Source organism: Natronobacterium texcoconense (genome assembly GCF_900104065.1).
In the GTDB taxonomy this organism is placed as follows: Archaea; Halobacteriota; Halobacteria; order Halobacteriales; family Natrialbaceae; genus Natronobacterium; species Natronobacterium texcoconense.
In genome coordinates, this window is sequence record NZ_FNLC01000001.1 from 1364734 (window position 1) to 1378763 (window position 14030).

Consider the following 14030-nt stretch of genomic DNA (forward strand, 5'->3'; position numbering starts at 1 on the left):
TCAGGTCACCACCTTTCGGTACCGCAAGGCGAGTTTCGCAGCGCCGGTCCAGCCGCCGACGGCATCGAGGACGGCGCTTTTCGCGTTCTCCGCGTGGGTCTCTTTCGGGCTCCGATCCATTCGGAAGTACTCCGTGCTGGCGTCACCGAAGGCCCGTGGCAGGTCCTCGAACAGCAGATCGCGGTCCGATTCGACCGCGTCCATCATCCAGGCGTATCGCTCTAAGTTCTTCACGACGAACGACCCCTCGAGCGCCCTGGGGTAGGCCCGCAGTTCGCCGAGATCGTCGTCTTCGACTGCGTCGGCGACCGCTTTGCCGGCGTAGTACCCGCTCTCGACGGCCATGTTCGTCCCCTCGAGGTGGACGCCGTTGTTGAGTACGAGGCCGGCCGCGTCGCCGACGATGGCCGCACCGTCGTGGACGAGGTCGGGGATGCTCTCGGCACCGCCCTCGGGGATAGTCTTCGCGCTGTACTCGACGGTTCGGGCGTCGCGGAGGAGTGGCGCGACGGCCGGATGGGACTTGAACGCGTTCAGCGTCTCCTCCGGAGACTGATCGTGCGTTGCGGCGTCCTCGAGCCGGTAGGCGACGCCGACGCTTACCGTGTCCTCGTTGGTGTAGATGAAGCCCCCGCCGAAGGCGTCGCCGACCGCGCCCTCGCCGAAGTAGTGGTAGGAGACACCCGACTCGTCGGTGAGCCGGAACCGGTCCTCGATGACGCCGTCCCGTTCGGGGAACTCGAGGACTTCCTTGACGCCGACGGCGACGTTCTCCCTGGTTTCGGTCGATTTGAGGTTCGCGCCTTCGCTGACCAGGGAATTGCCACCTTCGGCGAGCACGACGTAGGGAGCACGGATCGTGCCGTCGGGGCGGTCGGTCTCGACGCCGACGATGCGGCCGTTCTCTCGGACCAGTCCGGTCACCGTCGTCGAGGTGACCAGCGTCGTCCCTTCTTCGACGGCTTGCTCGGCGAACCACTCGTCGAACTGCCCACGGAGGACGGTGTAGGAGTCGTTGTGCGGCTCCTCGTGCCACTCGCCGGGCCGGAGCGAGACTGCGGTCTCGTCGCGCTCGCTCAGCATGCTGAACCGACGTTCGGCGACGTACCGTTCGACCGGCGCGTCGTCGAAGTCGGTCAGTTCGCGGATCGTCGGCGTGTAGAGGACGCCGCCGAAGACGTTCTTGGCTCCCGGCGAGGAGCCGCGTTCGATCAACAGGACGTCGAGTCCGCTGTTCGCCATCGTCAGGGCAGCGGCGCTCCCGGCGAGGCCGGCGCCGACGACGATGGCGTCGAACTCGTCGTCGTAGTTCGGGTCTGTGACGGTGTCGCTCTCGAGTTCTGGACTCATTGTACCACCTCCTGTGGCTCGGCCTCGACCCTGTCCGCGAGCGCGGGACAGGCCTCGAAGAGGTCGGCCACGATGCCGTAATCGGCGTGCTCGAAGATCGGTGCGTTCGGGTCGTTGTTGATCGCGACGACGGTCTCGCTCTTGTTCATCCCCTCGAGGTGCTGGACCGCGCCGCTGATGCCGACGGCGACGTAGAGTTCGGGCCGGACGGTCTTGCCGGTCTGTCCGACCTGTCGGGCACCGTCGACCCAGCCCTCGTCGACTGCGGCGCGACTCGCCGCGAGTTCGGCGTCCAGGGCCTCCGCAAGCTCGAGTGCCGGCTCCAGGTCGCCGTCGATACCGTGGCCGACGGCGACGATCCGGTCGGCCTCCGTGATGTCGGCTGTGTCGCCGACCTCGCGCTCGACGACCTCGCTGATGCAGTCGGCTTCCTCGACGACCACGTCAGCCTCGACGACCTCGCCGTCGGCCTCGTCTTCGGGCTCGGCGGCCTCGAAGACGCCAGGACGGATCGTCGCCATCTGCGGACGGTGTTCCTCACAGAGGATCGTGGCGAGGACGTCCCCGCCGAACGCGGGCCGTCGGGCCTCGAGCAGGCCGTCGTCGTCGACCCCGAGTTCGGTGACGTCGGCGGTCAGCCCGGCGTGGGCCGGCACCGCGACGCGGCCCGCGAAGTCCCGGCCAGTGTGAGTTCCGCCGATGAGGACGATCGAGGGCTTGCGCTCCTCGACCATCGCCCGGAACTGCTCGCCGTAGGGGTCGGCGCGGTAGGGCTCGAACACCGGATCGTCGGCGACGAGCACCCGGTCGGCACCCCGTTCGAGGGCTTCCTCGGCGACGTCGTCTAGCTCCTCGCCGATCGTCAGGGCGACGAGGTCGTCGCCCAGTTCGTCGGCCAGCCCCTTCGCCTCGCTGAGTAGCTCCCAGGAGACAGGCATTACGTCGCCGTCGTGTTCTTCGATGAACACCCAGACGTCGTCGTACTCGTCGACGTCGACGACGCCATTCTCGAGTGCTTCGTCGTCGCTCATACTATCACCTCCTCGATCGAGTCGGCAAGGTCGTCGACCTCGTCGACCACCTCGCTCTTGCGCTCGACGGGATCGACCGTCTCCATCCCGCCGACGGACGTCGGCGAAACCTCGAGGCCGACCTCGTCTTCGATCTCCAGTTCTTCGGCGTCCCAGACCGTCGGCTCGAAGTCGTTCTCGCCGTAGATCTTGCGGTGCAGCGGTGCGGGACGGGGCTCGAACTCGCCGTAGGCGGCCGCGACGACCACTGGCAGGTCAGCAGCGACGACCTCGTGACCGCCCTCGACGTCGCGTCTGGCGACGAGACGATCTTCCTCGGGCCGGGCGTCGACCTCCTCCGCGTAGGTCAGTTGCGCCCAGCCATTGTGCGCTGCGATGCCCGGCGGTACCTGGCCCGTCGAGGAGTCGGTCGTCTCCTCGCCACAGACGACCACGTCGGCCTCGAGCGCCTCAGCGGTCCGTGCGAGCGTGAGACTCGTCGGCCAGGTGTCGCTGCCTCCGAACGCCCGGTCCGAGACCAGCACGGCGTCGTCACACCCCATCGCGACGGCCTCCTCGAGGACGCTCACGGCGTTTGGCGGCCCCATACTCATCGCGATCACCTCGCCGTCGACCTGATCGCGGATCCTGAAGGCGGCCTCGAGCGCCTCCCGGTCCGGCCCGTTCATCACCGCGGGCGCGCTCGCCCGGTCGAGCCGACCCGTATCGGGATCGATACCGACCTCGGCCGCGTCGGGAACCTGTTTGACCCCGACAGCTATTGTCCATGTCATGGTCTCGTCACACCTCGAGATTGGCCGACCGACGAAATGGTTTATAATGACTTTTCCAACCGCTCGGGAAGTTCCTTCACTGGTTCAGGTGTTTATATATCTATCTCGGCACGATCTCCGCCGATTCGCCGGAGATGGGGACGACAGGCCGTATCAGGCGGGTTGAGACCGGGCCGCCCGCTGTCGGTTGATCGTCCCGATCAGATCGGTGATCGCAACGGCGACGTCGCGGAACGGATCGTCCGTTCGAGACGACCGTCGGTCGGTCCGTGGCGACTCGAGCGGGACCGTCCCGAGATACGGACACGACAGATCGAAATCCGTGAGATCGTACGCAAGCGCGTGACTTCGGTCGGGCTCGCGGTCCTCGTAGGTACCGAGCGCGCCGACTACCTCCGTCTCGAGGGACAGCGTCCGGACGGCGGTTCGAACCGGCACCGATTCCGTCTCGACTGCTCCGAGGGCGACAGTTCCTCGCGTCGGGAGCCGATCCAGAACGGTACTGCGAACGGCTGGGGCCGAGGAAGGCAGCGCCACGAGCAGGTAATCGAGACCACCCCACTCGAGGCGGTCACGGACCTGCGGAAGCAGGAGGGAGACTACGGCGTCTCCCGACGGCATCGCTCCATCCCGGGGGAGGAGGGGGCCGAGTCGGACGGCGGAGACGTTTCGCCTCGTCACGGGGACGATCGGATCGCTCGAGAGATCCGGCGGATCGACGGCGTCGAGCCAGGTCTCCACGCCCGTCTCGAGGCGGAAGTCGAAGACGCCGACGCGTGCGCCGAGCGTCGCGAGTGCCGTCGCCAGCGCACCGGTGACGACACCTGTCCCGTCGTCAGCGGTCGTCCCGCCGACCGCGATCACGTTTCTGACGCCAGGGATGCCGTCACGCTCCGGGTTGGCGTGTATCCGCGGTACAAGTCCCATCCCGCGACAGAGTGCTCGGATCTCGTCGCACATCTCCCACTCGGACGGGGAGAAGGGCGCGTTGAACGCCACCGAGACGAACGCCTCGTCCCCGGCGACGGTCACGCCGGTGACGAGCCCCAGCGAGACGACGTCGTCGTCCAGTTCCGGATCCTCGACCGCACGGAGTCGCTCCCGCAGTTTGTCTCGTGTCATCGTATCAGCCGGGACCGGGATCCCGTACCTGAGACGTCTCGTTCTCGCGCGAAAGTCGTCGTCTCGATTCCCGTGGTATGAAAGCGACGGTGAACACGTTCAGCCGGTCCCCACGAATCAGGAACGGGGCTGCTGTTATACCGCACTCCGGTGCGTCGTATCGAGTATGACCGGCGAGTCAGCACAGTCGGACGTGACGCCACTTCGAGCGACGCTCGAGGTCACCCCCGACGAGAACTCCCAATGTCCCGTCGTGTCGACGACACCGAACGCGACGGCGATCAGACAGAGCGTCTCCGAAAGCGAAATCTGTCACAGCGAACTGACGGTCGACGGCGACGACGGCCGCGAGCGCCGATACGTCTCGGAACGGGTCCGCGAGGGATGTATCTGTGAACGGCTCTTCCAGTTCGACTGCGTTTTCGACGTCGAAAGCGTCCAGGACGGGTCGTTGCACATCTTCCTCGTCGTCGAAGACCGGACGCTACTGAGCCGGATCGTCGACTCGCTCGAGGAAATCGGAGCGAACGTGCGGTTACGTCGGCTCTCGCACCTGGCAGGCGACGAGGAGACGACGCTCGAGATCGATGCGGCAAGCGTCACCGAGAAACAGCGCGAAGCAGTCGAACTCGCCGTCGAACGCGGCTACTACGGACGGCCTCGCGAGGCGACGCTCGACGACCTGGCCGACGAACTCGAGATCTCGAACTCCGCCGTCTCCCAGCGACTCAATGCGGTCGAAAAGACGTTGATACAGTCGTTCAGCGAACGGTAACTGTCCCGGCGTCGATCGATCCGCCCGTTCCCAGCGAGTGGGTATTCCCCGCCAGAATTTATTGGCCCAATCCCAAGGTCGCGACATCATGCCGGTACGAGGTCCCGATCGCGATTCCGATACCTCCTCGGACGACTACCTCCGAGCCCAGTTCCGGATCGAACCACATGCTGGGGCAGGCTGTCCGGTACTGGATGCAGGCGAACATGGCAGTGACGTCAGTCAAGACCTTCGGCATGGAACGACTAGCTGTGATGGCGACTGTGAGTGTCGGTCGGAGGTCACCGACAGAACCGACGGGGAAGCCACGTACATCCGTACGGACGTCACCGACCGGTGTGTCTGCCCAGTCTTCCAGCAGCACGATTGTATCGCGTCGATCGAGGGCGTCGAAGACGGCTGCCTCTCCGTCTCGATCACGACGCCGACGCGGTCCGAACTCGAGGCGATCGTCGGCGACCTCCGCGAGACCGGTGCAACGATCCATCTCGAACGAATCGAGGGGGCCGGAGACGCCGCCAGTACCGACAGTCACGCCATCGAGATCGATACCGCCAACCTCACCGAAAAACAGCGCGAAGCCGTCGTCGCTGCGGTCGAATCGGGCTACTACGAGACGCCACGCAGGGCAGCTCTCGACGATCTGGCCGACCAACTCGAGGTGTCGAAATCCGCCGTCTCCCAGCGGCTCAACGCCGTCGAATCGAAACTCGTCACGTCGCTGGTGTACGGATAGCAACAGTCCGTCCGATTCGGTCGCACCGAATAGCCCCGCCGCCCGTCTGCTTATAAATCCGTGTAGTATAGAGCAGTATCCACTTCGCCGACACCGACGTTGATTACAGTATGAGCTCCGAGAAACGTTCTGACTGGAACGACAGGACCGTCTTCGATGACCGCCCGGGACAGGCCGGCAGCGAAGCGGCCTGTTACTGTGAGATCCAGTACGAATTCGACTACGGTATCGCCGACCACCGCCCCGAACACGAAAGCTGGCTGTTCGACTGGAGTCTCGCATGTCTCGCACTCGAGTCGATCAGGGACGTCGTGGTCGATCGGTTCGAAGACGGCCGAACGATGACCGTCTCGATCAGGATCGAGGTCCGCGACCAGTGTTCGTCGATGCTCGAGGACGAGGAGTTTACGGCGCTGCTCGATCGGCTGGAAGGGTGGGTCGGACACTACACGCTCCGATTCGAATAGGTCGACGGCGTCTATTTCCTGGTAGCGGCTGTCTCGGCTGGTCCCGTCGGCGACCGCGAACCGAACGGTCGAACACCGTCACGTCGATCTCTACCAGGTGGAGTCAGCGCGGCCGTCCGTTCGCTACCCGACACCATCCTATCTATTATTCATCATACCTGCAAAACCGATAATTTTGGTTAGATACGGCGACATCCGGTAGATCGAGTCGTCCATCGGCGACGTACCGATCTCCCGCGACCGAATCGCCACAACGGAATCGTTATGACACTGAGTTGGCAACGTCCGACAATGGATACGCGAACCGGGACAGGGAACGACGGGCGGTCGAACGGGGCGAGATACTGAGATGACGGTCGGCGTCGTCGGAGCCGGAATCAGCGGGCTCTCGCTCGTTCACGCGCTCGCCGACGAGGACGAGGACGTCGTCGCGTTCGAGGCACGCGACGAACCGGGCGGCGTCATGCGAAGCCGCCGCGTCGACGGCCGCGTCCTCGAGCTCGGGCCACAGCGACTGCGGCTCACGCCCGGCCTCGAGTCGATGATCGACGACCTCGGCCTTCGCGATCAGCTACGGACGGGCGACGACGACCAGCCGCTGTACGTCTATCACGACGGCTCGCTCGAGGTCGTCCCCCTGTCGCTCCGGGAGGCCATCACGACGGACCTGCTCAGTCCGCTGGGGAAACTCCGAATTCTGAAAGAGCCGCTCACTGACTCGGCACGACCCGGCGAGACCGTCGAGGAGTACCTCGTCCGGAAGTTCGGCCATCAGGCCGCCCATCGCTTCCTCGGCCCGCTGTACAGCGGGCTGTACGGGACCGCACCGGAGAACATGCTGATGGAGTACTCGCTGGGTCGCGCCCTCGAGAACGCGGGTATCGACGGCAGCGTTCTCCTGTGGGTCGCCCGGAAACTCCTCTCGGGACGGGAGACGCCACCGATCTGTACGTTCGACGACGGACTCGGTGAGCTGACGACCGGCCTTTACGAGGCACACGCCGAGACGATCGCCCTCGACACCCCCGTCGAACGGATCGATGACGCCGGCGACGGCTACGAACTCGTCACCGACGAGGGAACCGAACGCGTCGACGACGTGGTCCTGACGACGCCCGCGCCAACGAGCGCCGACCTGCTCGAGTCCGTCGACGCCGACCTCGCGGCGACGCTCCGGAAGTTCAACTACAACCCGATTGGGATGGTGTTCGTGGAGTCGGACCTCGAGCGCGACGGTATCGGCGCGCTCGTTCCGTCGGGCGCGGACATCGGGATCAGCGGGAGTACGTGGAACGCGAGTTTCCTCGATCGTGACCGCGTGTTCACGTGCTACGTCGATCCCGGGAGCGACCCCGAGATGACTGACAGATCCGACGAGGAACTGGGGGAAGTCGCAGCAGCCGAGTTCGAACGACTCACCGGTGCTGCGGCGTCGCCGATCCACGTCCACCGCTGGAATCCCGGAATGCCCGCCTACGACCGCTCGTGGACAGCGATGGACGACCTCGAGGCCCCTGATGGGCTCCACTTCTGTGCGAACTACGTCGGTCGCCCCGGCATTCCAGGACGGCTCCGGAACGCGAAACGACTCGCCGGCGAACTTTCCGACGACTAACGCCCTGCCGTCTCGTCTTCCGCCTCCGAAGTATCTATACCGGCCCCATCCTAACGGCCGATTATGGAGACCGCCATCGTTTTGCTCAACTTCGGAGAACCGGCCGAGCCGGATCGTGACGTCGTCCTCGAGTACCTTACGCGGATCTTCTACGACAACGCCTCGCTCGAGGACGCCGAATCCGAGGAAGGAGCGTGGGAACGTTCCCGCGAACTGGCGAAACGACGCCTCCCCGGCCTGATGGAGGAGTACGAGGAGATCGGTGGCTCGCCGCTGCAGGAGCAGGCGACCGCCCAGGCCGAGGCACTCACGGAGACGCTCGAGGAACGGGGGCACGACGTCTCCGTCTACCACGCGATGCAGTTCATGGAGCCGCTGATCCCCGACGTCGCCGAGGAACTGGCCGCCGAAGAGTACGAGTCGGTCCTCGCGGTCCCGATCTACCCGCTCTGTGGCCCCTCGACGACCGTCGCCGCCATCGACTCGCTCGAGGAAGCGATCGACGACCTCGAGTACGACCCAGAGTTTGCGTCGATCACCGGCTGGCACCGTGCGCCGGCGTACAACCGGATCCGTGCCGAGGCGATCCGCGGGTTCGTCGACGGGCAGGGACTTGACCTCGACGATCCCGACACCGCATTCGTCTTCTCGGCACACGGAACGCCGACGAAGTACCTCGAGGAGGGGAGTCGCTACGACGGGTACGTCGAGGAACACGCCGACGCGGTCGCCAACATCATCGATCTCGAGGAGTACGAGATCGGCTACCAGAACCACGAGAACCGCGGCATCGACTGGACCGAACCCGAAACCGAAGACGTCGTCGAGGGGCTGGGCGACGAAGCCGACCGCGTCGTCGTCGAACCGATGAGCTTCATGCACGAACAGTCCGAGACGCTCGTCGAACTCGACGTCGATCTCGCAGAAGACGCCGAAGCGGTGGGACTCGACCTGTATCGAGTTCCAGTTCCCCACGACGATCCGCGATTCCCCGGCCTGCTCGCCGACCTCGTCGAGCCGTTCCTCTCGGGTTTCGACCCCGCATACTACCAGCTTCGGCAGTGTCAATGTCGTGACGAGCCGGGCACGTACTGTATGAACGCCGGGCTGCCGCCGCAGTAGAATCGCTCTGTAACGCTACGATACGTTTTTCGCCGTCTCGAAGAACGCTTCCACGTTCTCGACCGGCGTGTTTCGGTCGACGCCGTGGCCGAGGTTGAGGATGTGGCCGGCGTCACCCGCCGCATCGATGACCTCTCGCGTTCGTTCACGGACCGTCTCGCGATCGCCGTACAGCAAGGCTGGATCGAGGTTCCCCTGGATCGCCACGTCCTCGTCGGCGAGTTCTTCTCGGGCGTCCGCGAGGTCGACCGTCCAGTCGAGTCCGATCACGTCAGCACCGCTGTCAGCTAGCAAGTCGAGGTTGCCGCTCATATTCCGCGCGAAGACGACAGTCGGGACGTCGACCGCCTCGAGGATTTTCTGGTGGTACGGTAGCAGGAACTCCCGGTAGTCCGCAGGCGAGAGCAGGCCGGCGTAGGTGTCGAACAGCTGGATCGCGTCGGCACCCGACTCGACCTGGAACTCGACGTACTCCACCAGTACGTCGGTGAAGGCCTCGAGCAACCGGTCGAACGCGTCGGGATGCTCCGCCCGGAGCCGGCGAACCTCCATGAACGAGCGAGAGGGTGTCCCCTCGCAGACGTACGCCGAGAGCGTGAACGGACCGCCAGCAAAGCCCAGGACGGCGGCCTTTGAGCCGAGTTCGTCGTCCAGGCGCTCGAGCAGGTCGCCGACGTACCACAGTTCGTCGCGGACGTCGCCTCGCTCGCGGTCGGTATCGGCCGGCTCTTCGACCGGATTCTCGACGACCGGGCCGACGCCGGACTCGAGGTGATACGCGAAGTCGAGCGGCTCGAGCACTGTCAGGATGTCAGAGTACATGACGACGGCATCTGGCTGAAACCGCTCCCAGGGCTGGAGGGTGATTTCGGCGGCAACCTCCGGGGTCGAGATGGCCTCGAGAAACGTGTAGTCCTCCCGAAGTTCACGGTACTCGGGGAGGTACCGGCCGGCCTGGCGCATCATCCAGACGGGTGGCCGTTCGGTTTGCTCCCCCTGGGCCGCCCGCAGGAACAGGTCCTTCATGTCTCGTCGTTGGCGAGGCGACAGCCTAATAGTTGTGAAACCGGGCTGATCGACTCTCGGAACGTGGAAAGAGAGAAGGTCGGTGAAACAACGGACGGCGATCGGAAGTCGGCCGTTCAGCAGCCGTCGTTTGGAGTTGGAAACTCAGTAGAACTCGCGGACGAGGTCCATCGCGTCCTCGGGTGCGCCGTCGGGAATCTCGGACATGTCTTCGGTGACGCCGTGCTGTTCGTGGTACGGCACCGAGTTCTCGTCTTTGTACATCACACCCTGGTACTCCTTGTCGCTGTCGAGGATGACCTTCTTGGCGGACTCGTAGTCCGTCGGATCGTGGCCCTCCTCGTCCAGGTCGACGAGGTTGTCGCGGAAGTAGTCGTAGGTGTCGACGTCGTTGAACGTGACACACGGGCTGAAGACGTTGACGAAGCCGAAGCCGTCGTGTTCGATGGCTTCCTGAACGATCTCCTGGTGGCGCAGGGCGTCCGACGCAAAGGACTGGGCGATGAAGCTTGCACCGGAGGCGAGTGCGAGCGCGAGCGGGTTGACCGGTGGCTGCTTCGGACCCTCGGGGGTCGTCGAGGTCTCGAAGTCAGACCGCGAGGTCGGCGAGGCCTGGCCCTTGGTCAGCCCGTAGATACGGTTGTCCATGACGACGTAGGTCATGTCGACGTTTCGGCGGACGGCGTGGACGAAGTGGCCGGCACCGATCGAGTAGCCGTCACCGTCACCGCCGGCGACCATCACTTCGATGTCGGGGCGGGCCATCTTGACGCCGGTGCCGACCGGGAGCGCACGGCCGTGAACCCCGTGAAGGGCGTAGCTGTGCATGTAGGTCCCGATCTTGCCGGAACAGCCGATCCCGGCGACCACGAACGTGTTGTCGGGGTCGTTGCCGGTCTCGGCCAGGGCTTTCATCATGCCGTTCATCGTCCCGAAGTCGCCGCATCCGGGACACCACGTCGGCTGCTTGTCGGATTTGAAGTCAGTGAATCGTACGTCGGAGCTCATTATGCTGGCACCTCCTCGGAGAGTTTCTGCGTGATCTGTTCGGCGAGTTCGTCCGCCTTGAAGCGGACGCCGGTGTACTTGTTAATGCGCTTGACGCGGGTAAGTGCGTCGTGTTCGAGCAGGTCGGCGAACTGGCCGGTCGCGTTCGCCTCGACCACGATCACTTCGTCTGCAGCCTCGATCTCGTCGCTGAGATCCGGCCGTGGGAAGATGTACGGAACGGAGATGACCCGAAGGTCGATCCCGTCCTCCTCGAGGTAGTCGAGCGCTTCGGTGAGTGCGCCCTCGTTGGAGCCCCACGAGATGACGAGGTTGTCGGCGTCCTCGTCGCCGAACTCGCGGTAGTCCCAGTCTTCTTCTTCCTCGGCGGTCGCGACCTTCCGGTAGCGTTTGTCGACCTGCTGGACGCGCTCGTCCTGGTCTTCGGTTCGGCGACCGAGTTCGTCGTGCTCGAGGCCGGTGCTCATGTGGGCACCGTCGGTCGTTCCGGGGATAGCACGCGGGCTGACGCCGTCGTCGGTGACTGCGTGGGCGCGGAACCGACCCTGGGCGTCGAGCCACTCGTCGACTTCGTCCTCGTCGACGAGTTTGCCGCGGTCGATCTCGACTTCGTCCATGTCGAAGGTCTCCGGCGGGAACGTCTGTTCGGTGACCGACATCGCCAGGTCGGAGACGAGGAAGACGGGCGTCTGGTACTTCTCGGCGAGGTTGAACGCCTCGATGGTCTTCCAGAAACACTCGTCGATCGAGGTGGGCGTGACGACGAAGCGTGGAATTTCACCGTGGCCGCCGTACAGCGCCATGTTGAGGTCGCCCTGTTCCTGCTTGGTCGGCATCCCGGTCGACGGGCCGGATCGCTGGACGTCCGTGATGACGAGCGGCGTCTCGCTCTGTGCGACGAGGCCGAACGTCTCGGTCATCAGGTCGATCCCGGCACCCGAGGTCGCGGTCATCGACCGCGCGCCGGCGCGGGCAGCACCCAGCGCCATGTTGATCGCGGAGAGTTCGTCCTCGGCCTGGACGACGTGACCGCCGTAGTCTTCGATCCGGCCGGTCAGGTACTCCATGATCGACGTCGCGGGCGTGATCGGGTAGCCGGCGTAGAACCGACAGCCGGCGGCGAGTGCACCCATGCCGATCGCTTCGTTCCCGTTCAGGAGGACGTAGTCCTCGTCGGTCGTCTCGAGGTCGTAACCGAGGTCGACGTCGTAGTTTTCGCGGACGTACTCCTGGCCCTTGCGGGCGGCTTCCTTGTTGTTCTCGACGATCTTCGAGCCCTTGCCGCCGAAGCGCTTCTCGAGAGACTCGTCGAGATATTCGACGTCGAAGCCAGTGATCTCACACGCGGCACCGAGCGCGACGGTGTTGCGCATGATTGCGCCGCCGGCTTCCTCCGCGATGGACTTCAGCGGGACGTCGACGCCAGTTACCTCCTCGGGAATGTCGGCGTCCCAGGAGCGTTCGCCGTCGTAGATGACGGCGCTTCCTTCGTGGAGTTCGCCGACGTTTTCGTCGATCGTTCGCTGAGTGAGCGCGACGAGGATGTCGAGTCGGTCCACGACGCTTTGGACCTGATCGACCGACGTTCGAATCTTGTACGCCGTGTAGCCGCCACGGATACGAGATGCGAAATCTTTCGAGGTGAACACGTGCCGTCCGGCGCGCGAAAGCGCCTGGGCGAAAATCTTGCCAGTGGAGTCGATACCGTCCCCGGCCTCGCCTCCGACCGCCCAGTTGAGATCCTCTGCCATGTTGTCGCGAAAATTGCCCCCTGCCGATAAAAAGGCTTCTGAAACCCAGGCCGAATTCCTCCCGAAAATGCGGTTTACACACGTTATAGTAACGATCCAGCGGAAAATAACGAAAACGACAACGATACCGAACTGAGAACGGAACGACTTTTCAATTCGACCCCGAACCGGTTCAATATGGAGATAGAGGGGACGCCAGTCACCGTCGAATCGGTACGCGACGTCGGGCCGGATACGATCGCACTCGAACTCGAGACGCCCGAAGAGTTCGACGCGTTGCCCGGCCAGTTCGTCCTGTTGCGGGCCGCACCCGGAGACGAAGTCTACGAACGTCACTACACGCTCTCGTCGCCGTCGGTCGAGGACACGTTCGAACTCACGGTCGGCATCGATCCCGAAGGGGAGTTGTCGCCCTGGCTCGCCGACCTCGAGGGCGGCGAAACCGTCCACGTCGACGGGCCGTTCGGGACGATCACCTACGAGCGCGATCAGGACGTCGTCGCCGTCGCAGGCGGGCCAGGCGTCGGTCCCGCAGTCTCGATCGCAGAGGCCGCCCACGACGCCGGCCACGAGGCAGTCGTCGTCTATCAGGACGACGAACCCGCCCACCGCGACCGGCTCGAGGCGCTCGAGGACGAGGGTGCGACGGTCGTCTTCGTCGACGACGACGCGGACGAAGAGCTAGCAGATGCCATCGAGACGCACCTCGAAAAGGGACAGTACTACGCCTTTGGCTTCGACGGATTCGTCAGGTTCGTCGCGGACGCTATCGAGGACGCGGGCGGCGATCCGGACGAGGCGCTGATCGAGAACTTCGGTTGACATCCTCCTGCGCCTGAAGACGCAGGAATCCCGAGCGGTGGGAGTTTCAGGTTTGCAACCAGGGATGCCGCCACTTCACGGGAATCCGTTTAACCCAGACGTCGTGGTCGGTGGCTGACTGGCGTTGCCAAACCGCCGTTACTCCTATCCTCCACGTCGTTGCCCCCCATCTGTTGTTTTTGCCAGCAGGGAGACGCTGACACTTCGATGGACTCGGAGGTATCGTTGTGCTTGCTCGACCGACAGGCACGATGACGAACCCTTCTGGATTCGCGTTCACCGCGTCGGTGTTTCGGATATTGTCTCATTGGGTGGCGGATAGACCGCCTCCGAAGGTCGTTCGGAATCCGCTTCGTTCCGACCTGACCTTGCTTCTGTGTAGTGGTTCTGTATATTTGAAGGTTCAGGTTGGAAACTCAGCTATGCTTCTGT

13 protein-coding genes are annotated in these 14030 nt (G+C 64.3%); 6 read left to right on the forward strand and 7 right to left on the reverse strand.

Going from position 1 to position 14030, the window contains the following annotated elements:
• The 4 genes from BLR35_RS06895 to BLR35_RS06910 form a co-directional block, all read right to left on the reverse strand.
• A complete protein-coding gene (locus tag BLR35_RS06895) occupies nucleotides 1-1350 on the reverse strand; it encodes an FAD-dependent oxidoreductase (RefSeq protein WP_090379265.1) in 1350 nt (449 codons plus the stop codon).
• Nucleotides 1347-2381, reverse strand: coding sequence for an electron transfer flavoprotein subunit alpha/FixB family protein (locus BLR35_RS06900; protein ID WP_090379268.1), 1035 nt, complete (start codon nucleotides 2379-2381; stop codon nucleotides 1347-1349). The genes BLR35_RS06895 and BLR35_RS06900 overlap by 4 nt, the downstream gene beginning before the upstream one ends.
• Nucleotides 2378-3154 carry an electron transfer flavoprotein subunit beta/FixA family protein gene (locus BLR35_RS06905; protein ID WP_090379271.1) on the reverse strand — a complete coding sequence of 259 codons (777 nt, stop codon included), beginning with the start codon at nucleotides 3152-3154 and terminating at the stop codon, nucleotides 2378-2380. Before BLR35_RS06905 ends, BLR35_RS06900 begins: the two co-directional genes overlap by 4 nt.
• 153 nt (nucleotides 3155-3307) lie before the next feature.
• A complete protein-coding gene (locus BLR35_RS06910) occupies nucleotides 3308-4276 on the reverse strand; it encodes a P-loop NTPase (RefSeq protein WP_170830978.1) in 969 nt (322 codons plus the stop codon).
• 166 nt (nucleotides 4277-4442) lie between these two features.
• Here BLR35_RS06910 and BLR35_RS06915 point away from each other — a divergent pair, with 166 nt between their 5' ends.
• The 5 genes from BLR35_RS06915 (at nucleotide 4443) to hemH (ending at nucleotide 8991) form a co-directional block, all read left to right on the forward strand.
• The gene (locus BLR35_RS06915; RefSeq protein WP_090379274.1) at nucleotides 4443-5051 is read left to right on the forward strand and encodes a helix-turn-helix domain-containing protein; all 609 of its coding nucleotides are present in this window, start codon (nucleotides 4443-4445) and stop codon (nucleotides 5049-5051) included.
• Nucleotides 5052-5139: 88 nt separating this feature from the next.
• Nucleotides 5140-5787 carry a helix-turn-helix domain-containing protein gene (locus BLR35_RS06920; protein ID WP_090379277.1) on the forward strand — a complete coding sequence of 216 codons (648 nt, stop codon included), beginning with the start codon at nucleotides 5140-5142 and terminating at the stop codon, nucleotides 5785-5787.
• 110 nt (nucleotides 5788-5897) lie between these two features.
• A complete protein-coding gene (locus BLR35_RS06925) occupies nucleotides 5898-6254 on the forward strand; it encodes a hypothetical protein (RefSeq protein WP_090379280.1) in 357 nt (118 codons plus the stop codon).
• Between the two features lie 349 nt (nucleotides 6255-6603).
• Complete coding sequence (gene hemG, locus BLR35_RS06930) at nucleotides 6604-7869, forward strand: protoporphyrinogen oxidase (protein WP_090379282.1); 1266 nt, start codon at nucleotides 6604-6606, stop codon at nucleotides 7867-7869.
• Nucleotides 7870-7932: 63 nt separating this feature from the next.
• Complete coding sequence (gene hemH / locus BLR35_RS06935; protein WP_090379285.1) at nucleotides 7933-8991, forward strand: ferrochelatase; 1059 nt, start codon at nucleotides 7933-7935, stop codon at nucleotides 8989-8991.
• A gap of 15 nt (nucleotides 8992-9006) precedes the next feature.
• Here the strand turns inward: hemH and hemE are convergent, their stop codons facing one another.
• The 3 genes from hemE to BLR35_RS06950 form a co-directional block, all read right to left on the reverse strand.
• Nucleotides 9007-10017, reverse strand: a complete 1011-nt coding sequence (gene hemE, locus BLR35_RS06940; RefSeq protein ID WP_090379288.1) for a uroporphyrinogen decarboxylase — start codon at nucleotides 10015-10017, stop codon at nucleotides 9007-9009.
• A 144-nt stretch (nucleotides 10018-10161) separates the two neighbouring features.
• Nucleotides 10162-11025, reverse strand: coding sequence for a 2-oxoacid:ferredoxin oxidoreductase subunit beta (locus BLR35_RS06945; protein WP_090379291.1), 864 nt, complete (start codon nucleotides 11023-11025; stop codon nucleotides 10162-10164).
• The gene (locus BLR35_RS06950) at nucleotides 11025-12776 is read right to left on the reverse strand and encodes a 2-oxoacid:acceptor oxidoreductase subunit alpha (RefSeq protein WP_090379293.1); all 1752 of its coding nucleotides are present in this window, start codon (nucleotides 12774-12776) and stop codon (nucleotides 11025-11027) included. The genes BLR35_RS06945 and BLR35_RS06950 overlap by 1 nt, the downstream gene beginning before the upstream one ends.
• Nucleotides 12777-12953: 177 nt before the next feature.
• Between BLR35_RS06950 and BLR35_RS06955 the strand changes: the two genes are divergently transcribed.
• On the forward strand, nucleotides 12954-13598 hold the full coding sequence (locus BLR35_RS06955) for an FAD-dependent oxidoreductase (RefSeq protein ID WP_090379297.1): 645 nt from the start codon (nucleotides 12954-12956) through the stop codon (nucleotides 13596-13598).
• The last annotated feature ends 432 nt before the right edge of the window (nucleotides 13599-14030 follow it).

Bases quoted from the DNA above. Each gene is read 5' to 3' on its own strand.
- BLR35_RS06895 (WP_090379265.1), bottom strand. From the start codon at position 1,350: ATGAGTCCAGAACTCGAGAGCGACACCGTCACAGACCCGAACTACGAC.
- BLR35_RS06900 (WP_090379268.1), bottom strand. From the start codon at position 2,381: ATGAGCGACGACGAAGCACTCGAGAATGGCGTCGTCGACGTCGACGAG.
- BLR35_RS06905 (WP_090379271.1), bottom strand. From the start codon at position 3,154: ATGACATGGACAATAGCTGTCGGGGTCAAACAGGTTCCCGACGCGGCC.
- BLR35_RS06910 (WP_170830978.1), bottom strand. From the start codon at position 4,276: ATGACACGAGACAAACTGCGGGAGCGACTCCGTGCGGTCGAGGATCCG.
- BLR35_RS06915 (WP_090379274.1), top strand. From the start codon at position 4,443: ATGACCGGCGAGTCAGCACAGTCGGACGTGACGCCACTTCGAGCGACG.
- BLR35_RS06920 (WP_090379277.1), top strand. From the start codon at position 5,140: ATGCCGGTACGAGGTCCCGATCGCGATTCCGATACCTCCTCGGACGAC.
- BLR35_RS06925 (WP_090379280.1), top strand. From the start codon at position 5,898: ATGAGCTCCGAGAAACGTTCTGACTGGAACGACAGGACCGTCTTCGAT.
- hemG (WP_090379282.1), top strand. From the start codon at position 6,604: ATGACGGTCGGCGTCGTCGGAGCCGGAATCAGCGGGCTCTCGCTCGTT.
- hemH (WP_090379285.1), top strand. From the start codon at position 7,933: ATGGAGACCGCCATCGTTTTGCTCAACTTCGGAGAACCGGCCGAGCCG.
- hemE (WP_090379288.1), bottom strand. From the start codon at position 10,017: ATGAAGGACCTGTTCCTGCGGGCGGCCCAGGGGGAGCAAACCGAACGG.
- BLR35_RS06945 (WP_090379291.1), bottom strand. From the start codon at position 11,025: ATGAGCTCCGACGTACGATTCACTGACTTCAAATCCGACAAGCAGCCG.
- BLR35_RS06950 (WP_090379293.1), bottom strand. From the start codon at position 12,776: ATGGCAGAGGATCTCAACTGGGCGGTCGGAGGCGAGGCCGGGGACGGT.
- BLR35_RS06955 (WP_090379297.1), top strand. From the start codon at position 12,954: ATGGAGATAGAGGGGACGCCAGTCACCGTCGAATCGGTACGCGACGTC.